We start from the raw sequence: 21,099 nt of genomic DNA, 5'->3' as shown, positions 1-21,099 counted from the left end.
TTTTCAGTTGAGGAAATATCAGTTTTCTAGTTGTTGAGTGCTGTTGTTAGTTAATACAAGAGATAGTAAACGAAACAGCTTTTTTCCTCCTTAATTCAATAGTGGGCTTAGGCTGTAATCTCTATCCGAGAAGCTCTAGAAGCTTCAATTATTAATTTACCATCTTCTCAATCTTCTGCTTAAAAATGATAAATAACTTTACTTTTACCCTGAAACTAAATAATCAGACTATCTCAACTATAGGGAAATAATTCTGGGGAACGGTTTTCTGCAAAGCCTCGTAACTCATGGAGGTTAGGATCGGGATGATGCACCGCAGGCGATCGCTAACACAGAGAATGTTAAAGAAAGCTCGTGCTATGAGATACCAAGTGCGATCGCAAATGATGTCATGTCTGACGATAGAACAAATAGGAGAAACGGAATACTAAGCTTGTGGGATAACCTGTTTTGTGTGAGTGCAAAGTTATGACATCAGATATTCATGAAGACGATCGCCAAGAAAGCGGTAAATACGACCCTCAAGATAATCCGGGAACCGAAACGCATATACCAGTTACAGAAGAAGGCGATCGATATTATTCAATGTTTAGCGATCGCCAGTTGTTTCTAGCTATCAGTCAAGCGATCTATATTCGACATTTTCAAAAACCAATTTTTCAGCTAGCTGTTCAGAGGAATAGAAAGTTTTTTAGGTCTTTAATTGATTAATGATTTTCATGAAGCGATTGGTCAAGCCTGGAACTATAAAGTTGTCCTTGAAGAACAAGAACCAAATAGAATTCTTTATTTAGCAGTTCCAGAAGATATCTATGAAGAGTTTTTCACTCGGCGTTTAGCTCAAATGTCAGTGACGCGGATGCAATTAAACTTGCTCATATTTAATACGATTAGAGAGGAGATTGTAATATGGATATAGAGAAATATAGAGAAATAATTAAATCGATTGTCGAAAAACATTCTGAGGGAGATAGTGACGATCGCGAAGTGGAAACTCAAATTGCTTTCGATCTAGAGCGCGATCGCTACCTAATGTTTCATGTCGGATGGCGTGGAGAAAAACGAGTTTTTGGCTGTGTGATTCACATCGAAATTAAGTCGGAAAAAATTTGGATTCAACGAGATGGAACTGAAGAAGGTATAGCCAACGAATTAATTGAAGCCGGAGTGCCTAAATCTGATATTGTGCTGGGTTACAGGTCGCCTTATATGCGGAAGTTTACAAAGTTGGCGGTGGGGTAGTTATCAAGTTAGAGAGGCGATTACTCTTTCAGATAAGCTTGAATTACTCAAAAGCGAACCCTTATTAACAGTATAGAGAAGGTAAACTCAGCTTATCCTTCTCTATACTGTTAATCTGCTAATTTGTCATCCTATGCAATCCATTTGCTAATTTCTGAACTGCTTTGAAATAGGTGGCTTTTTTCGTCCTCAAACTCAACGCTACACCTTTAATCGCTTTAACGTAATCAACAAGACGCTTCATAACGTTTATTAGCTTCACAAATAATATGCACTTATAAGTACTATTTTAGCATACATGGAGCAACAAAACAGAATTTTATTCCCTTCAAGCTTCAGCCTTTCTTACTTTATTGTTGACGAAAAGCGATCGATCCTCTCCCCACTTTTCCTCAACACCTCAGCATCTAATTTCCCGGTTTTTGCTGCTTGCATTAACGCATACATCGCATCGTAATATAAATCATTGTCATAAGAAAGCAATATCAAATCAACTCCAGCATTAATCGATTTCACGGTAGCATTTTCTAAACCATCTTTGCTTCCATAAACCGCTTGCATTCCAAAATCATCAGTAATTAAAATCCCATTATGTTGCCAATTTTTGCGAATAATATCTGTTACTACTTTATGAGAAAAAGAAGCGGCATTTACTGGATCTACTGCCATTAATTTAGCGTGTCCAATCATCGTAAATGCTTGGGTATTTTTCATCACTTCCCGAAAGGGAACCCAATCATCATTAGTTAAATCGGCTACAGAAGCATTTAATTCTGCTTCGGCAATATGGGTATCAGTTTTGACTCTTCCTAAACCGGGGAAATGTTTAATTGTACATTTAACGTTATATTTTTCTAATGTTTGGCAATACCACAAAGCAACTTTAGCGACGACTTCTTTATTTTCCGAAATCGCACGGTAGTTAATCTTAGAATACTTATCATTAACAATTCTGATTCCTTTGTTTAAATCAACTACTGGCGCGAAATTCAAATTCACCCCAATTTCGGCTAATTCTTGCCCTTGTTTAGCTGCATATTCAATGACTTTCTGTTTTTGTTGGTCGATGTTTTTATCATCATCAATTATTTTGGCTAAAGAAGGTAATTTAGTTAAGGGGGGTGATAATCTTGATACTATGCCTCCTTCTTGATCTGCGGCAATTAAAAGAGGAGGTAAACCTTGACTTTGGCGAATTTCTTGTAGTGTTTTAATTTCTTGTTTTACTTGCTCTTTGGTTTTGCCGCGCACATTTCTGTTAGTGATAAAAACTCCTGCTACTCCTTGTTTTTCCACTAATAATTTTAGTTCATCAAAATCTCTGTAACCAATAACGAAATGCTGACCTAAATTGACAATATTTGGAGTTTCGGGGGTTTTGGGGGTTTTGGGAGTTTTGGGGGTTTCTGGGGTGGCAGCGGTTAAATTTTCTAAGACAGTTTGTTTGGTTAACAAGAATTTTACTTGGGAAGCTGTAGCAATAGAAAGACTCAACCAAGCTAAGGCTACAATTATTACGCTAAGTCGTCTTCCTTTCCGGCGAAAGATTTTGTGAAAAGCCCAAATTTCTGTGAGAATTAGGAAGCTACTAAGGATGATAATTAGCCAAAATAACAAGTTTCCCCAATCTGACCAAACAGGGGTTCTAAAATGGAAAGTTAAGAAAAAAACACCAAGGGCTAAAACTAATCTCAGTAGTCTACTAGGATTACTCATAAAAACAGCACACCCCAACCTATCCTCTCACCTAACTTTTTAGATAAAATGCGCTTGGGCATCAACTTTGATTAAAATAATTCACTCCCGGGAGAGATGACAAGTTATTTTAATACTAAATTAGCTAAATTAATCTGCAACCAGAAACCTGTTTTGGGTGTTAGAGTCGTTGCAGTGACAAACTAGCAGTATCTTAAACTAATAGTACGATGAGCGATCGCACAGCGATGCCGATGCCGAATATGATTGATGCTACTATTGCTGCCGGGACTTCTGAGACTGAGATTTTTAACTGCACTTGGAGCGGAGAGATTTGTTCGATCGAAGGGGTAATGTACCTTCAATGTGCGGACAACACCCGCTTTCGCGTCGCACAAAAAGTCCCCGAATGGAAGGAAGGAAAGCGCAGTTGGCAAATTATCCCCAGCACTGATTCTACAGCGGAAGTGTCTCAGGTAACTTTGGTTAGTTCGGAAGAATTACCCAGTGACGCAGAAGTTGCGGATATCTGTGAGTTAGTGGGAAGGGTGATACAACTTGGTAAACGTAATGCTTTGGTTCAGTTTAAGATCAAGCGATCGGAACAAAAGACTCTCAAGCTGACTTTGCTTAATTCCCAAAATCTTAACCTGAAACTAAGTCAATTGCTCAAAGTGCAAGCGCAACGAGTGGGAAAATTTTTGCAAATTTTGAGTGCAGTATCTCTTGACGAAAATCAGGGAAGCGGTGCAGAAAATCAAATTACACCTATCTCAATTTTGCCAACTGTAGAACCTGCCAAAAAGTTACCATCGCCAGAAACTCCACCGCCAAATGATGCTGCTTTAACTGCACTTTTGGAAGAAACAAAAGAGTCAGGTTGGCAACTTGCGCCAGCAATCAAACGCCGTGATGGTTGGGAGTGGGAAGCAGTTTTACCAACAACGGGAAAACGTGCCAGAGTATTGATTAAAGGTGAAAAAATTAAGGTTTATGAATATGCGCCAGAGATTAAAGAAATAGTTGATTTAGAGAGCGATCGCGAAATAAAATTTGATGCTCAAAATAATGTAAATACTAGATTAATTGTCCGTCCTTTGGGTGCAGCAAAGGGAATTGGTGCTTCTTGTTTTCAAGTATTTATTGGCCCTTATGAAATAGTAATGGATTGTGGCACTCGTCCGAAAGGTTACGATCCTTTGCCAGCGTTAGATCATTTACAAAACCCAAATTTACTGTTAATTACTCATGCTCACCAAGATCACATTGGTGCAGTTCCGGTGTTTCAGGCGCGGTTTCCAGGTGTGAGAATGATTTGCACTCCGGGAACGCGAGAAATTGCTCATGTGATGTTACAAGATTGTTTGAAAGTTCAGCAAATGAGCGAAGATTCGCCAGAACTTTTTGATGAAACGGATTTAGAAAGAACTTTGTTTCGGTTAGAAACTCAACCAATTGGAGTGGATTTTGAACCTTTACCGGGTTTAAAGGTAAAATTTATTAATGCTGGTCATATTGTCGGTGCTGCTTGTATTTATATGCAGTATGGCGATCGATCTATACTCTACACTGGAGATTACAATACTACTTCAAGTCGGACAACGGAAGGTTTAAAATTAGCAGATTTGCCAAAAGCAGATATGTTAATTACTGAGTCAACTTATGGCGCGGATAACCATCCTAACCGGAAAGCGCAAGAGAGTGCTTTACTAGAAGCGATCGCCGAAGTTGTCAAAAAAGGTGGTAATGTTTTAGTTCCAGCTTTTGCTTTAGGAAGAGCACAAGAAATTATTTTAGCAATTCGCACTTCGGCGGTATTTCATAAACTACAAATTCCCATTTTTGTTGATGGGTTAGTCAGAGCAGTTACCGATGTTTTTCGAGATAATTTAACTTTACTTCCCCAATCAGTAAAAAACTTCGCTCAACAAAAACAAGAACCTTTCTTCGATCCTAATTCTCCTTCTCCCGTCATCCCCATTACTTCGCCAAAACAACGACCTTTAGCAATGGCAAAACCCAGTGTAATTATTGCTAGTTCCGGGATGTTAACGGGTGGCCCTTCAATTTATTACGCTAGTACTTTGTTAGAAAGGGAAAACTCTGCAATCTTCATTTCTGGTTACACTGATGAAGAAAGTCCCGGTCGTTTGTTGCAAAATCTCAACACAGGAGATACGGTAACATTAGACGGCAAAGAGTTAAATGTGAGAGCGCAAGTTCGCAAATTTAACCTTAGTGCTCATGCTGACAAAGTTGGATTAACTCAAGTAATTCATCGGGTAAATCCTCAGCATTTAATATTAATTCACGGTTCCCACGAAGCATTACATGAACTATCGCGTGCGGGGGATTTAAAAGATAAATATTATATCCATATTCCCTCAGTTGGAGATGAAATTGTTTATGGACAAGCGCCGGGACATTTAAGCGCGAGAAAGTTGGTACAATTTGATTTACCGACTGAATTTGAAGTGAATGTAGAAGCAGAAGTCGAAGGTGCTTGGATTAGGATACCAGAAGAAATTGTCGAAACAGATCCGCGTTGGCAAATGTTAGCGGAAACCGGGGTTTTAAAAGCGAAATGGGAAGGTTTTCATTTAAAACTTAGTCCCTTAACGCAGAGAGATATTGTGGTGGAGGAAGCGATCGCATCTGGAGAAGATTGTTGTGCAGTCTGTAACTTTTTCCGCGCCGGAAAATGCCAATCAGAAGAAAGTCCCTTGTTCAGTTTTTCCGTAGATCCTACTAGTAAATGTTTAGAATTTATCAGAAAGGGTGTAGTAGTAGAAAACAAGGTAGAACCCGAAGATGAAGAGGAGATTTTCGCAGAAGAAGACGAAGAAATAGATGATTTTTACTTGCTCCCAGAAGATGAAAATTGAAACTTCATAACCTATCGTTAATCCAAAACCCTGATTTAGACGTTATATATAACGTCTCTACAGTATAGGTAATCTTCCCGGACAGGGTATTACACCTATTTAAGTGTTGAAAAGCTTACCAAGCACCCTATTAATAATCAATATCATCTACGCATTTCTCTGGAAAAAGATTACTTTTAAAAATCCTTTTGAAGGTCGGTATGAGGAATGAAGTCAAAAACGTGGAATGAAACATTTTGATTTCAACTATTTTGATTGCAAATTTTTAGTCCTCTGAAGAGGACTTTCGCTCTAAGAAAAGCGAATTGATAAGGCAGGCGGATTTTGGCACTGGTGCAAGATGCAACTAAACAAACAAACTCCGCGCAACGCAACACTAAATAATCCAAAATTCTGCTGATAAAATTGCTTCTACATCTTTGAGAAATGGACAATCATCAGGGAATTTGATTTGAGGATAATCTTTTTGAGCATCTGCTAAAGCAACTTGCCAAATTTCGGCAAACACTTCTAATAAATAACCTAGTAAACTGGGAGATTGTTCCAGTAATCTTTGTAATTGTTTGCGTTGTTCTCTGATAGTTAATTCCCAGCCTCGATAGTTTTCCGGCGTGGGAATGTAACAGCGTTTAAGTAAATGATTTAGGAGAACGTCCAGACGGTTTTTTAACTCTCTTTTGTCTCGTTTGGAAAAGCTTTCAATCTCCTCAATTAGATTTTCTAAATCTAGTTCATCAAAGTTTTGCGCTTTCAACTTGGAGACGGTATCTTCTACCCACAAGCAAAAGTCGCTTTCGTATAACTTACTTTTATTATCGATAAACAGTATATCGGTCATAGATTTCATCTCGCACAAATTTACAATCTTTAGGCAACTTAAATGAAAACTGTTTTGCCTGTTCTAAGAAGCGTGTCAGCTTTTCTTCTCTGGTTAATTCTTCATCTGTTTCAGGAGTTTCGAGAATCAAAACTCGCAGTTTTTTGCCTTCCAAGTCGGGACTGAGGGCTTCACTTAAAATTAGATTGCCGTTAGTATAGGTGGCTTCCAGAATCTTTGTCACTCGGCTACCTCCAAGTTTCGGGAGAGTGCTTCTAGTAGTCTACCAAATTTGCCCAGAAACCCGGTTTTTCCAAAAAACCGGGTTTCTTTAACCCGAAAAACTTGCATAAGTTCTCAGCGATGAGACATAAATGTAATTGAACAGCCAGCGGATAACTGTTAATTGCGGAGTTAGCTATGAGTCGTCTGAGTGTTTTTGCTGCTAGTTTGATGTTTGCAGTTGCTTCTACTTTGCCATTAGGAGAAACTACGCCAACTATATTAAGTGCAATGGCACAGACGACAACAAATCAACAACGCAAAGCTGAAGCGGATAGATTGTACCAATTGGCAGAACAGCAGTATCGCCAAAGCCAATTCCGAGAAGCAATACGAAATTTAGAACAAGCTCTGGTAATTTATCGAGAAATAGGAGATAGAAGAGGGGAAGGGACGACTCTCACTGGTCTTGGGGCAGTTTACCGCAGTCTCGGACAGTACCCGAAAGCTTTGGAATTCTATCAGCAATCTTTAGCGATTCGCAGGGAAGTTGGCGACAAGGCGGGGGAAGGGACGATTCTCAGTAGTCTTGGGTCAGTTTACTACAGTCTCGGAGAGTACCCGAAAGCTTTGGAATTTTATCAGCAAGCTTTAGCGATTCGCAGGGAAGTGGGCGACAAGGCGGGGGAAGCGAGGATTCTCAATAATCTTGGGGAAGTTTACCGCAATTTCGGACAATACCCGAAAGCGTTGGAATTCTATCAGCAATCTTTAGCGATTCGCAGGGAAGTGGGCGACAAGGCGGGGGAAGGGACGACTCTCAATAATCTTGGGTCAGTTTACTACAGTCTCGGACAGTACCCGAAAGCTTTGGAATTTTATCAGCAAGCTTTAGCGATTCACAGGCAAGTTGGCAACAAGGTGATGGAAGGGACGACTCTCAATAATCTTGGGTTAGTTTACTACAGTCTCGGACAATACCCGAAAGCGTTGGAATTTTATCAGCAAGCTTTAGCGATTCACAGGCAAGTTGGCAACAAGGTGGTGGAAGGGACGACGCTCAGTAATGTTGGGTCAGTTTACTACAGTCTCGGAGAGTACCTGAAGGCTTTGGAATTTTATCAGCAAGCTTTAGCGATTCACAGGCAAGTTGGCAACAAGGTGATGGAAGGGACGACTCTCAATAATCTTGGCGTTTTACTAACTGAGCAAAACCAACCAGAATTAGCCATTGTTTTCTACAAACAATCAGTTAATGTGATCGAAATTATTCGCCAAGATTTACGTAAACTACCCCAAGAACAACAAAAATCCTACACCGAAACTGTAGCTGTCATATATCGCGCTTTAGCCAATCTGTTACTTGGACAAGGCAGAATCTTAGAAGCACAACAAGTTTTAGAACTCCTGAAACTCCAAGAAATTCGTGACTACACTCGGAACGCCAAAGCGAGTAACCGAACTTCCGGCATCGACCTTAACTCCACTGAAGAACAGATTATCAAATCTCACGGCAGTTTAATCGCTTTCGGGCAAAAAGTTATTGAATGTCGCCAAACTCAATGCAGCGAATTAAGCCAACTCAACGACCAATTACAAGCTTTAACTACTCAATATAATCAAAGCATTGCTACTTTAAAACAAATTATCGCCAACCGTCGCGCCCAAGACCAACAAGTTCTCGACCCCAACGACTTCGGACGCAAAGCTAGAGAAATTATCGCTGCCCAACCTGGTACTGTGTTAATTTATCCCTTCGTTGTCGAAGATAAAACTTGGTTACTTTTAGCCGCTGAAGGTGGAGTTCTCAAAAGTGTAGAAGTTCCGGTTTCTCGCAAGCAATTAGGGGAAACTGTGTTAAAATTCCGCCAATTACTGCAACGCCCTACTTCCAATATTCAGGAATTAAAAGCTACCAGCAAACAACTTTATGATTGGTTGATTAAACCTTTGGAATCTGAGATTAAAGGGAATAAAAAAGTTACTAATCTGGTCTTTTCCCTTGACCGAGTTACCCGCTATATTCCAATGGCGGCTTTGTTTGATGGGGAAAAATATTTAATTGAAAATTACAGTGTTTCTACTATTTTATCAGCTGGGTTGACTGATGTAAGTAATAGACTCCCCCCCGGAACCGCCAACACTCCCGTTTTAGGACTCGGTTTATCTGACGCTGTTGCAGGTTTTAATCCTTTACCAAATGTGCTCGCTGAAGTAGATATGGTAGTCCGCGAAAATGACGCAGATAAAAACGGTATTTACCCCGGTTTAGCTTTCTTAAATAACGCTTTTAACTGGCAAATCTTGCGAGATAGGTTATCAGGAAAAAAGATTTTACACATCGCAACTCACGGGGAATTTGTCGCTGGAAAACCGGAAGATTCTTACTTGTTATTAGGAACAGGAGAAAAGTTAGCCATTCCCCAAATTAAAGATTTAGTCAGTTTTGGTTTAACTGATGTGCATTTAGTCGTATTATCTGCTTGCGAAACTGCTTTGGGTGGCGCAGATGCGGAAGGTTTAGAAATCTCTGGGATTAGTGCTTATTTTTTGGAAGGTGGGGCGAAAGCGGCTATTGCTTCTTTGTGGCTAGTCAATGATGCCAGCACTTCTTTATTAATGGAAAATTTCTATAATCAATTATCTCATAATACTGCTGAGTCTCCGATTACTAAAGCTGCGGCTTTAAGAAACGCCCAATTAACTTTATTGCGGGGAAATAACCAAAGTTCCACTATTAAGGAAAATCGTGCTACTGTAAGTTTTGAGATTAAGCCTGCGACTCCAGTTAATCGGAGTTCTCAGTTTTCTCATCCTTATTATTGGGCACCTTTTGTGTTGATTGGAAATGGATTATAGGGTGATTCAGTCCTATACGATCGAGCAAATTCCTTTTGGACTCTGGCGTTAAATCGACTTTAACTAAAGGTGTTTCATTCGACATCTATTCCTGACCACATTTGCGAAAGGGGTAGGCGTTGTCCTGCTTTTGCTTCCTGTAATGCTCTCCTGATACTTGCTTTTACTTCTTATATCATAATTAACAATTATTTAAACTGTGTTATTTTCATCACAGCTTATACTTAAACTTAGATTAATTGGACTTAAGTAATCTCACAAATGGGTGTTTGCAGAAGTCCTCACCGAGTCAACATCGCAGAGAAAAACGAGATCGAAACAATGGATTATCAAGTGATTCACAGCATCGCGGGACGTTTACGCATTCTGGTATCCCGACTAGCAAGTGATTCAGAATATGCTAATAACCTGAAATGCTCAGTTGAGTCGATCGCATTTGTTACCAACGTTCGCGTCAATCCCCTAGCTAAATCGCTGATTGTTATCTACGACAAAAATCAACTAAAAGATTCCTTAATTCTAGAGCAAATTATTAGTTTAATTCGAGATGAACAGCGCCTTAAACTAATTACCCAAGCAACAAAAAAACAAATTACAAATCTACCCTTAGAAAGTCGGAGCGAAATCAACTATTTAGAAAAGTTGGGTTTACCTGTACTAAGTTTGGTTTTGGCGCTATTAGCAACGCCATTATTTGAGTTAACTATCCCAGCATTTGTAGTGGGAGGTGTGATTTTGCTGAGTGCTGTTCCTCTGTATCAAAAAGCAATCCATTCCCTGACAGAAGAACGTCATTTAACTGTTAATGTGTTGGAATCAATGTGGGTAACTCTGCACACTTTGCAAGGGGAATTAACTGCACCAGCATTGTCAATTTTAATGAATGAATCTAGCGAAACTTTGCGGGAAATGACTGCTTCAGAAAGTCATCGATCGCACTTAGAATTTGTGGATGTTTCGCGCTTATATTGGGTAGAAAGAGATGGTAACAAAACCGAAGTTGCTTTGTCCGATTTACAAGTAGGTGATTGCATAATTGTCAGCGCAGGCGATCGAATTCCGGTTGATGGTAAGGCGATCCAAGGAACAGCATTGTTAGATCAACAAGTCCTGACTGGGGAATCGCAATTAATCTCCTGTGAAGTCGGTCAAATTGTTTATGCTAGCACCTTGTTAGTGAGAGGTCAGTTATTTATTTTAGCCGAAAAAGTTGGCAAGAATACTAAAGCAGGACAGGCATTTCAATTAATAGAAAATGCACCTGTTTATGATAGCCGAATTGCTGATTATGCAGAAGAAATTTCCAATCAAGCGGTGTTACCTGCAATGTGTTTAGGGGCGGGAATTTTTGCCTTTACGGGGGATGTACATCGAGCGATCGCACCGCTACAATTAGACTTTGGCGTAGGTATTGGTCTTTCTGTCCCCACCGCTATTTTATCCGCCCTCCAATATGCTGCTAAAACTGGCGTGTATATCCGCAACGGACGCGCCTTAGAAATGTTAGCTAAAGTCGATACAATTGTCTTTGACAAAACCGGAACTTTAACCGAAGTAAAAGGAGAAATTGTCGGAATCGAAATTCTTGCTCCTGAAGTAAATGCAGAAAAAATATTAAGTTTAGCTGCTTCTGCTGAACAATTTTTACATCATCCCTTCGCGGAAGCGATTAGCGGATATGTGACAACCAAAAACATTAAATTAGAAGCTTGCGAAAGCTGGGATTATCAAGTAGGAATGGGTGTAAAAGCCAAAATTAACCAACAAGAAATCTTAGTCGGGAAAGCTTTATTTCTGCAAGAAGCAGGAGTGGAAATAGATGTAGAAAAATTGCAAAATCAAGAAGGAGTAATTCGCAATCGTTCCTTAGTTTATGTGGCAAAAAATGGCAAATTGTTGGGATATATTATCTACAGTAACCCAGTCAGAAAAGAAAGCGCCACAGTCATTAAAATTTTGGAAAAAGCAGGGATAAATACTTATATGCTCACAGGCGATCGCCATCAAGTCGCCAGTGCAGTAGCCTATAAATTAGGTATGAGTATGGGCAGAGTTTATGCCTCAGCAACTCCCGAAAGAAAAATCGAAATCCTGCAACAATTACACGAACAAGGTAAAGTAATTGCCTTTGTTGGTGAAGGACTCAATGATGCTGCTGCTTTGGGTTATGCTGATGTCTCAATTACCCTAACTGGATGTAGCGATGTTGCCCGATCGACAGCTGATATAGTGTTACTTGATAACGATTTACGCAGTTTGAATCATGCTATTAATCTAGCGAAACGGACAATGGAAATAGTAAACCAAAATATCGCCTTAGTTGCTATTCCCAATATATCCGTTGTTTTGGCAGGAGTTTTGTTTAGTTTAAACCCAGTAATCGCGGTTATTATTAGCAACGGTTCTACCATTCTTGCGGAATTAAATGGTCTGCGTCCGCTGTTTGATGAGGAAAGAAAAGACCCAGAAATTGACACATCTGCTGGCAGATCTGATGAAGGAATGTTAGGCGTAGGTTGGCGGAAAAGAGGGAAAAAAATTCTCAGCAACCTGCCTATTTAAGTAACAATCATAGATAGGAAAAAGGACAATCAAAAATTCCCTTTTTCCTAGTCCCTAGTTCCTAGTCCATAATCCATAATTACTATGAAAAAGCTCTCAGAAATCAAACATTTTCCTAAAATACTGAATCCGAAACGCTGGTCAATTACTGCGAAAATTTCCACAGCTTTAGTAGTAGCAGCGGTTTTACCGATCGCACTTATAACTACTTACAACTTTCGGGAAAACGAAAAAAATACAACTAAGAGAGAGTATGATAATCTCAGTTTATTAGCTCAAGGTTTAGCCGATCGCCTCGATCAATTACTTATTGATAATCAGCTTGTTGTCAAACAATTGAGCGGAGATAGTGAGATCGTAGACTTTCTCTTAGCTACCCCCGAAGAACAAAAATCTCGGTTGCCACAAATAAATCAAATGCTGGAGAACTTCCGCGTCTCTAGTCCTAGTGATGATTTTGAGACAGTTTATCTGTTGAATAAAAAAGGGGAAATAATAGCAATTCCCCCGACAAAAAAACATATAAAATGGCAAAACACTAATTGCCAAATCCGGCAATATTTTCAAAAAGCAATAGCAGGTGAATTATATATTTCTACAATTTTAACTGGTTTAACGGGTGGTGAACCAGGGTTATATTTCTCTAGCCCAATTCGGAAAGTAGAGACAATTAAAGAAGGTGACACAGGGAAAAAAGTTAGGCAATTAGAGGAGCAGTTACAAAAAAGAGGATTTGCAATCAAATCAGTTAATAATGTGTATGATGCTAACACTGCTGCGGTAGTCAGAGAATTTCAAAAATCACACAATCTTGCTATCACAGGGAGAGTTGATGCTCATACCTGGAAAGAATTAATCGGAACAGAAAACAACAGCGAAATTTTGGGCGTAGCCGTCTTGGAAATGAAAGCTAACGCAATATGGAAGATTGTAAACTCGCTGAATGTTGGCAAAGAACATGTTGCTTTTCTAGTCGATCGTGAAGGAATTGTAATTGCATATCCTAATAAATCTTTCCTCTACAAAAGTCTTGAGCCTTTATCTCCAGAAGCTCTAAAAAGGGTGTCAGCCGATCGCGGTTATCCTCCTGAAAAACTCAAACAAGATTTAGGATTCAATGAACTAGCACAAATCATCAAGAGTCCTCAAAAACCACATCAAGGGGAATTTTCTGACTCCAAAGAAAACGGCAAAAAAATCGTTAGTTCTACTACCATGAAAAACCCATACCAACAATGGACGGTGGGAGTGATTGAACCAAAACAACAGTTGCTCGATCATTTATACAATTTACGCTGGAAAACTTATTTAGCAGGAATTGTGGTGACAAGTGGGGCGGCGCTGGGGGCTTTACTGCTAGCAAAAAGTATGGTTAAACCCATTGGTGTTCTCACAAAAACAGCGACAGAATTAGAAAAGGGAAATTACGATTTAGAGCCATTAAACCAAGTTTCTAAAAGCGAGGATGATATCGGTAATTTGGTGCGAGTTTTTAGCAAAATGGCTGAAGAAGTCAAAGCGCGTGAGCAAAAATTGAAACAGCAATTAGTAGAATTACAAATTGAAATCGATCAGGCGAAAAAAGAGCGTCAAGTAGCTGAAATTACGGAAACAGATTACTTTCAAGAGTTGCAGAAAAAAGCCAAACAAATGCGGCGAAAAAATTCTAAATCTCAGGAGTCATAAAGGAAAACAATTTAAATAAACTATGAGCAAAATTGTCTCTATTCACTCATTTCGCCCTGGAACTGGCAAATCCACCTTGACGGCTAATCTAGCAGTACAACTTACTCTTCAGCGATTGCGAGTAGGTATCCTAGATGCAGATATCGAATCACCAGGAATTTACCAGTTTTTTGGTTTGCAAAAAAACGAGATTCACCGAATTTTTGCGGAACACATTGACAATCATCAACAATTTGCTGAAATGGCTCATAATATTACTGATTTAATCGGAAATAGAGGTAGACTTTACATTATTCCAACTAAATTTTTACCAGGAGAAATTGCTCAATGGATTTATGAAGATGACGAGATAAAGTGTTTAAGTGATGGCTTTCAAAGCATTATTCGTAACTTACAACTAGATTTTCTTTTAATTGATTCCCCGGCAGGTTTCACCGAAGAATCGCTTTTATTTTTGGCAAATAGCGAGACTTTGTTGCTGGTTTTATGTGCTGAAAATGAAGATTTTCAGGGAACAGCTGTCACGGTAGATTTGGCTCGGAAGTTGGAGGTTCCCCAAATTAATTTAGTAGTTAATCAAATCCCGGAGAATGTCGATTTTCTTCATCTAAAACAGCAATTAGAGACAACTTATCAAGCGCCTGTAATTGGGATGATTCCCTTTAGTGAGGACATCGGATTAATGGCACAAGGAAAGTTTTTTTCTTGGCATTATCCTGAGCATTCGGCTATTCTGGGAATTAAGGCGATCGCATTAGAAATTCTCCGCTTAAGTTCCCAGCCAAAACAAATGACTGAGGAGCTATTGCAACAATTACGCAAAGAAGGTTTAGAATGGAAAATCTGGGAATAAACATGGCGGATGTCTTAAGTCTGCCCGATCATCTCAGGCAAATTGTTAATTGGATGATCCGCTCTCAAAAAAAAGAATTTACTCTCACTGATGTCGCTGCTAATATAGGAGAAACAGAAGAACTTACTTATCCTAAGCTAGAAATTCTTGTGGCTCAAGGTTTCTTGCAAAAAACTGGTACAGAAGATAATCCAATTTATCATTTTCGCCTAGTTTCTAAACCAGCAAAACGCAAACTTCCGGGAAAAATTTGGCAAGCTTTGGAATAGAAATTCACTCAAAATAACTGATAATTGGTATATTTTTTGATTGATTACTCATTTTTTAGTCTGTAGGGTGCGTCAGAGCCAATAATTTTCGGCAAACAGGGCTAAAGTTAAGGTTCTGACGCACCCTACAGAATCTAATTAACCCAAAGTAGCTGATAATTGGTATAGTGTTTTTTGATTAGTAATTAGAGGTTTTTTATGTCAGAAATTATTTCGGTACATTCCTTTCGTGGTGGAACTGGTAAATCTAATGTAACAGCTAACTTAGCAGCTATTGTTGCTAGTTATGGTAAAAAAGTGGCGATCGTTGATACAGATATTCAATCTCCAGGAATTCATATTTTGTTTGGTTTTGATGAAGAGAAAATGACGCGATCGCTTAATGATTACCTCTGGGGAAACTGTCCTATTCAAGATGCAGCTTATGATGTTAGTAAAGTTTTTAAAGACAAAGTTCCTTCAGCAACTAAAATTTTTCTGATTCCTTCGAGTTTGCGATCGGGCGAAATTACCAAAGTACTACGTGAAGGATATGATGTAGGTTTACTCAATGAAGGATTTAACGAACTGATTGATACTTTAAATCTCGATTACTTATTTATTGATACCCACCCCGGATTAAACGAAGAAACCCTACTTTCAATCACAATTTCTGATATTTTACTACTGCTTTTACGTCCCGATCGCCAAGATTTTCAAGGAACAGCTGTCACCGTAGAAGTAGCCCGAAAATTGCAAGTACCAAAAATGTTACTCATGGTTAATAAAGCTTTACCCAGTTTAGATTTTAAAGCTTTAAAAGAAAAAATTGAATCAATTTATAGCGTTCCCGTTGCAGGTATTCTCCCTGTCGCAGAAGAAATGATCCAGCTTGGTAGTAGCGATTTATTCTGTCTAAAAGAACCAAATCATCCCTTTAGCCAAGTAATCAGTAATGTAGCTCAGCGAATTATTAAAGAACCAGAATAAAATAGCTGAATTAGCGGAAAAGTTACTTGTCAAAAAGCCTTAAATAAACTTGTTGGGTGTGTCTGACTTTTGCGATCGATCAATATTTGAGGATTTTCCCTCTGACGCACCCAACCATAATTTGCTGATGCTTAAAAAAACTATAAAATCAATGAATACTCGTTTTTATCAGTTAAGTTTAATCACCACTACCCTGTTCCTTTCCTTCTCTCCTATTTCCTGGGGCGAAACAACACCCAGAATCACAAATACTTTAGCCCAAATTGCGACAAATGACCGGAAAATTGAAGCTGAAACACTGGGAAAAACCGGACTCCAACAACTAGAAAATAATCAAGCTGAAGCCGCTATTAAAACTTTCCAACAAGCTTTAACTATTTATCAGGAAATTAAAGATCGTCTAGGAGAAGGGGAAACTCTAAAAAACTTGGGTAATGCTTATAATGCTGCCGGAAATAACACCAAAGCAATAGAAATTTACCAGCAAAGTTTGAGCATTGCTAAGGAAATAAAAAACCGTGATTTGGAAGCTAGGTCATTACAAAATATCGGAACTCTATATCGACTCCAAGAAAATTATTCCAAAGCTGTGGAATATTTGGAACCAGCTTTGTTAATAGCCAAAGAAATCAAAAACCAAGAGTTAGAATTAAAAGCTTTAGTCAGTTTGGGAATTGTTTATGATTCCTTGGGTAACTTAGAAAAAGTAGCCGAATATTATGAACAAGTTTTGCCCATCGCTAGAGCCACAAAAAATCCTCAATTAGAAGCTTTAACTTTAGTGAGTCTCGGTTATGCTTATGCTTCTTTGGAAAACCAAAAAAAGGCTATTGAATTTGGCGAACCAGGTTTAAACTTAGCTAGAGAAGTTAAACAACCAGAGCTAGAAGCAATGGCTTTAGTAACATTGGGTTATGCTTATCTTGGCTTAGAAAACTATCAGAAAGCTGTAGAATTTGCTGAACCTGGTTTAGCCATGATTAAGCAAATAAAAAATCCCCAAATGGAAGTTTTAGCTTTATTTACTCTCGGTTTTGCTTATACGAACTTAGGAGATTATCAAAAAGCCACCCAATTTGGTCAATCAGCTTTAACCGTAGCTAAACAAATTAAAAATCGCAATTTTGAAGGTCGTGCTTTAGTAGTTTTGGGACTGGCTTATGATTATCTAGAAGAACATCAAAAAGCTGTTGAATTTGCTCAAGAAGGTTTAGTAATTGCGCGAGAATTACAAAATCCCCAAATGGAAATATTTGCTTCTTTTAGTTTGGCTAGAAGTTCCTATTTATTGGCGAATACTCCCGAAGCATATCAGAAATCATTAAAATTGACTGAAGCAAGTTTAGCAGTCATTCAGAAATATAAAAATCTCTCTTTGGAATCATATTTAAATTCGCAAATAGGCGATACTTACAATAATTTGGGAGAATATGAAAAAGCGATCGCCTTCGCCCAAAAAGGTTTGACCCTTGCTAAAGAAATTAAAGACAAATCACGAGAAACTTATGCTTTATTAGTCATCGGTCAAACTTATTACCAATTAGCAAATACACCGGAAGAATATCGGAAATCTTTAGAGTTTGTCCAGCAAGCTTTCCAATTGTCGCAGGAAATAAAAGAGCCGCCATTTGAATTATTATCCTTGATTTATTTAGCCAATATTTACAATCAACTCGAAGATTATCAAAAAACTTTGGAGTTTGGTGAACTAAGTTTAAAACTTAGCCAAGGAATCAAAAATCCCCAAGCGCAAATTTTACCTTTGTTTAGTTTATTGAGTGTTTATGCGGAATTAGGTGAATATCAAAAAGTTATAGAATTGGCCCAAAAAGGTTTAACTCTTGCCAAAGGAACTGACAACCCCGTTATAGAATCTGCTTTGTTAGTTATGCTAAGTGTTGGATATTTTGGCGAAGGTAATTATCAAAAAACAGTTGATTTTTCTCAGCAAGCTTTAACAGTTTCTCGTACTCTAAAGAATCCCCAACTTGAAGCTTATTCCTTGCTAGTTTCAGGTCTTGGTTATGCGAGTTTAGAAAATCACCAAAAAGCCATTGAGTTTTTCCAACAGAGTCTCGCTAAAGCCAAAGAACAAAAAGATAATACTCTGGCATCTATTGCTTTAAATTTGTTAGGAGGAATGAATAGTAAATTAGGGAGAAAAACTGAAGCGATCGCACTATACCAACAAGCCATTTCCATCGATAGCGATTATAGCATCCTCGCCGGAATCGCCCGTGTTTATCGTGACCTAAACTTACCAATTACCGCCATTACTTATTATAAACAAGCAATCAATGAAATTGAACAAATCAGAGGAAAAATTAGCGGTTTACCTGTAGCCTTACAAAAGTCATTTTTGCAAGCAGTTCAAAGTATCGATCGCGTAAAAACCGCCGATATCTATCGCGAATTAGCAGATTTGTTGCTTTCCCAAGGACGAATTTTAGAAGCACAACAGGTTTTAGAACTATTAAAAACCGAAGAATTGCGCGAATATACGCGATCGGGAGGTAACAACCCAGAACTAGCTTTTAACCAAACAGAAGCCAAAATTTTACAAGAAAATGGCAGCTTAATTCAATTTGGACAAAAGCTATATCAATGTCAGCTAAATCAATGCAATCAATTAAGTCAATTACTCGATCTACGCGATGTTTTAATTGGGCAATTTAATCAAAAAGTCCAAGCAATTGAAAAAGAAATTAGACAAAGACGCGCCCAAGATGACGCATTTTTTGACCCTACTAAAATTAGTAAAACTCAAGAAATTGTCGAAGCACAACCTGCAACCGTGCTAATTTATCCCTTAGTTTTAGAAGATAAAATTTGGCTGTTATTAGCATCTCCCGGAGGCGTAGTTAAAACAGTAGAAGTACCAGTAAATCGTCGGGAATTAGGCGAAACAGTAGTTAAATTTCGCCTGTTATTACAACAACCTAATTCTTCAATTAGCGAAGTGCAAGCTACCGGGAAAAAACTCTATGACGGGTTAATTAAACCTTTAGAAACCGAATTAAAAACTAGTAAAGTTAAAAACTTAATTTTCTCACTCGATCGCGTCACCCGCTACATCCCGATGAGTGCATTGTATGACGGACAAAAATATTTAATTGAAAACTACAATGTCTCTACAGTATTATCAGCTGACTTGACAGATATGCGCGATCGCCTACCTCCCGGCACCGAAAAAGCATCAATCTTAGCATTAGGATTATCCAATGCAGTTGCCGAATTTAATGCTTTACCATTCGTACCAGATGAATTAGATGTTATAGTCCGCCAAAAACCAGAAGATCCCAAAGGAATCTATCCAGGATTAGAATTTATCAATCAAACTTTTGACTTTAAAGCCTTACGAGATAACTTAGCAGGACGAAATATTTTGCACATTGCCACACATGGAAAATTTGTCCCCGGAAGTCCAGATGCTTCCTATCTTCTATTAGGAAATGGCAGTAAACTAACTATTCCTGACATTAAAAAATTGCCAGGATTAAGCTACATTCATTTAGTAGTACTTTCCGCCTGTGAAACTGCCCTTGGAGGGCCAAACGCCGAAGGAATAGAAATTTCTGGACTAAGTTATTATTTTCTCAATGGTGGTGCAAAATCCGTCATGGCTTCATTATGGCAAGTGAATGATGGTAGCACTAGTCAATTAATGCAAAACTTTTACAGTAACCTAGCAAATAATGCCAACGACACACAAATAACTAAAGCCGCCGCCCTCCGTCAAGCCCAACTCAAATTTTTACAAAGCAATGACTCAGGAACTAACTTAACCCAACGAGGCATCACTGCCGCCCAACCAGTAAAATCAAACTTATCTCACCCTTACTACTGGGCACCTTTCGTTTTAATTGGCAACAGTTTGTAATGAAGAAGCCAGAAGGGAAGAAACTTTGACCAGGATTTACAAAATTTATGGATGAACAAGATTTCTAGAATAATCCTGTTCATCATGTAAATCCATAAATCCCGATCGCGTTTTGTAACAGCTTGTAAAAGACTTGCGAGATAAGTCGCTAATCGTTCTATCGTGAATGATTGAAACGACTTTACCCTTCAGTTTAATTACTATCAAAGACAAACACATGATAGAAAAAATATTGCTGGCTGATTCTGGAACAGGTCACACTGAAGAAATGCTAAAAGCTTTGATGGAAATACCCGCCATTAAACCTGCTTCAGTCACCGTGTTGCACGTTGTACCCCCGCAAGTCAATGCCGATGAGATGACAGCTAAGTGGGAAGAAGGAGGTAAGTTTCTTGCCACTGCGATTCAAACTTTACAATTAGACCCAAACCACGTCAACGCCATGCTGCGACAAGGCGATCCGAAAACCATTGTTTGCGAAGTCGCTGACGAAATGGGGGCAGATTTAATTATTATGGGTTCTCGTGGCTTAAAGCGCCTAGAGTCAATTTTGGAAAACTCTGTCAGTCAATACGTTTTCCAACTGTCCAACCGTCCCATGTTATTGGTTAAGGACGATATTTACGTCAAGAAACTTAACAAAATAATGGTCGCTTTGGATGCTTCGGACGCTGCCAAACAATGCTTAAAGCTGGCTTTGTTCCTCCTGCGCGACATCAAAGGCGGTCAATTGATTTTGGCTCACGTTAACGCCAAAGGTCAAGAGACTCCCCCCGCTGTTGCGTCAGTGTTAGATAGCGCCACTGCTGAAGCCAAGAAATTGGGTATTAACACCAAGTCTGTGAGTGCTGTTGGTAAAGCTGGAGAACAAATCTGTAATCTGGCTCAAGAGAATAATGTAGACTTACTATTGCTAGGTTCTCCCGATCGCCGTCCGTCGATCGCCAAAGCATTCCCAGACTTAGACCGCTTGTTAGGTAGTTCCCTATCTGACTACGTAAGAGTTTATGCCCCTTGTCCAGTTCTGTTAGCCCGTGTTGTTGGTTAATCACTCAATACAGTTGTATCAAAGGAAAAGGGATTAAGTGGAAAAAGGGAAAGAGGAAATTTAGATTCCTTCCTTTCCCCTTTACCCTTTAACCTTTTCCCTTTTCCCTTTT

At 38.8% G+C, this 21,099-nt stretch carries 16 protein-coding genes; 13 read left to right on the top strand and 3 right to left on the bottom strand.

The features are described 5' to 3' along the window. Positions 1-305 precede the first annotated feature (305 nt). Genes ACE1CC_RS07630 through ACE1CC_RS07615 form a run of 4 tightly spaced genes read left to right on the top strand, consistent with a single transcriptional unit; the run spans position 306 to position 1,242 of the window. A complete protein-coding gene (locus ACE1CC_RS07630; RefSeq protein WP_413269872.1) occupies positions 306-431 on the top strand; it encodes a hypothetical protein in 126 nt (41 codons plus the stop codon). A 37-nt stretch (positions 432-468) separates the two neighbouring features. Further along, a complete protein-coding gene (locus ACE1CC_RS07625) occupies positions 469-711 on the top strand; it encodes a hypothetical protein (protein ID WP_413269871.1) in 243 nt (80 codons plus the stop codon). Then, positions 704-919, top strand: a complete 216-nt coding sequence (locus tag ACE1CC_RS07620; RefSeq protein ID WP_413269870.1) for an element excision factor XisH family protein — start codon at positions 704-706, stop codon at positions 917-919. The genes ACE1CC_RS07625 and ACE1CC_RS07620 overlap by 8 nt, the downstream gene beginning before the upstream one ends. Further along, the gene (locus ACE1CC_RS07615; protein WP_413269869.1) at positions 910-1,242 is read left to right on the top strand and encodes a XisI protein; all 333 of its coding nucleotides are present in this window, start codon (positions 910-912) and stop codon (positions 1,240-1,242) included. The genes ACE1CC_RS07620 and ACE1CC_RS07615 overlap by 10 nt, the downstream gene beginning before the upstream one ends. A 345-nt stretch (positions 1,243-1,587) precedes the next feature. Here ACE1CC_RS07615 and ACE1CC_RS07610 read toward each other — a convergent pair whose 3' ends face one another. After that, a complete protein-coding gene (locus ACE1CC_RS07610) occupies positions 1,588-2,958 on the bottom strand; it encodes a glycoside hydrolase family 3 N-terminal domain-containing protein (RefSeq protein WP_413269868.1) in 1,371 nt (456 codons plus the stop codon). Positions 2,959-3,167: 209 nt separating this feature from the next. On the opposite strand from ACE1CC_RS07610, the gene ACE1CC_RS07605 reads away from it, so the two are divergent. Next, positions 3,168-5,822: an MBL fold metallo-hydrolase gene (locus ACE1CC_RS07605; protein WP_413269867.1), complete on the top strand. Its 2,655-nt coding sequence runs from the start codon at positions 3,168-3,170 to the stop codon at positions 5,820-5,822. 376 nt (positions 5,823-6,198) lie between these two features. Here the strand turns inward: ACE1CC_RS07605 and ACE1CC_RS07600 are convergent, their stop codons facing one another. Continuing rightward, on the bottom strand, positions 6,199-6,660 hold the full coding sequence (locus tag ACE1CC_RS07600) for a DUF29 domain-containing protein (RefSeq protein WP_413269866.1): 462 nt from the start codon (positions 6,658-6,660) through the stop codon (positions 6,199-6,201). Then, positions 6,635-6,883 carry a hypothetical protein gene (locus ACE1CC_RS07595; RefSeq protein WP_413269865.1) on the bottom strand — a complete coding sequence of 83 codons (249 nt, stop codon included), beginning with the start codon at positions 6,881-6,883 and terminating at the stop codon, positions 6,635-6,637. Before ACE1CC_RS07595 ends, ACE1CC_RS07600 begins: the two co-directional genes overlap by 26 nt. Positions 6,884-7,059: 176 nt before the next feature. Here ACE1CC_RS07595 and ACE1CC_RS07590 point away from each other — a divergent pair, with 176 nt between their 5' ends. The 8 genes from ACE1CC_RS07590 to ACE1CC_RS07555 all read left to right on the top strand — a co-directional run bounded on the left by ACE1CC_RS07590 (position 7,060) and on the right by ACE1CC_RS07555 (position 20,987). Next, the gene (locus ACE1CC_RS07590) at positions 7,060-9,720 is read left to right on the top strand and encodes a CHAT domain-containing protein (protein ID WP_413269864.1); all 2,661 of its coding nucleotides are present in this window, start codon (positions 7,060-7,062) and stop codon (positions 9,718-9,720) included. Between the two features lie 321 nt (positions 9,721-10,041). Next, positions 10,042-12,282 carry a heavy metal translocating P-type ATPase gene (locus ACE1CC_RS07585; protein WP_413269863.1) on the top strand — a complete coding sequence of 747 codons (2,241 nt, stop codon included), beginning with the start codon at positions 10,042-10,044 and terminating at the stop codon, positions 12,280-12,282. 84 nt (positions 12,283-12,366) lie between these two features. Then, positions 12,367-13,968 carry a peptidoglycan-binding protein gene (locus tag ACE1CC_RS07580; RefSeq protein ID WP_413269862.1) on the top strand — a complete coding sequence of 534 codons (1,602 nt, stop codon included), beginning with the start codon at positions 12,367-12,369 and terminating at the stop codon, positions 13,966-13,968. A gap of 22 nt (positions 13,969-13,990) precedes the next feature. Then, entirely contained in the window at positions 13,991-14,821 is an 831-nt protein-coding gene (locus ACE1CC_RS07575) for a MinD/ParA family ATP-binding protein (protein WP_413269861.1), read from the top strand. Further along, positions 14,803-15,090 carry a hypothetical protein gene (locus ACE1CC_RS07570; RefSeq protein WP_413269860.1) on the top strand — a complete coding sequence of 96 codons (288 nt, stop codon included), beginning with the start codon at positions 14,803-14,805 and terminating at the stop codon, positions 15,088-15,090. Before ACE1CC_RS07575 ends, ACE1CC_RS07570 begins: the two co-directional genes overlap by 19 nt. Before the next feature lie 198 nt (positions 15,091-15,288). Next, a complete protein-coding gene (locus ACE1CC_RS07565) occupies positions 15,289-16,059 on the top strand; it encodes a MinD/ParA family ATP-binding protein (RefSeq protein WP_413269859.1) in 771 nt (256 codons plus the stop codon). Between the two features lie 151 nt (positions 16,060-16,210). Continuing rightward, positions 16,211-19,939 (top strand): CHAT domain-containing protein, encoded by a 3,729-nt coding sequence (locus ACE1CC_RS07560; RefSeq protein WP_413269858.1) that lies wholly within the window; start codon positions 16,211-16,213, stop codon positions 19,937-19,939. A 217-nt stretch (positions 19,940-20,156) separates the two neighbouring features. Beyond that, the gene (locus tag ACE1CC_RS07555) at positions 20,157-20,987 is read left to right on the top strand and encodes a universal stress protein (protein ID WP_413269902.1); all 831 of its coding nucleotides are present in this window, start codon (positions 20,157-20,159) and stop codon (positions 20,985-20,987) included. The last annotated feature ends 112 nt before the right edge of the window (positions 20,988-21,099 follow it).

It is taken from the genome of Floridaenema aerugineum BLCC-F46 (assembly GCF_041929345.1).
Lineage (GTDB): Bacteria > Cyanobacteriota > Cyanobacteriia > Cyanobacteriales > Aerosakkonemataceae > Floridanema > Floridanema aerugineum.
The sequence above is the reverse complement of the archived record's forward strand: the minus strand, read 5'-3'. Positions and strand labels throughout refer to the sequence as shown.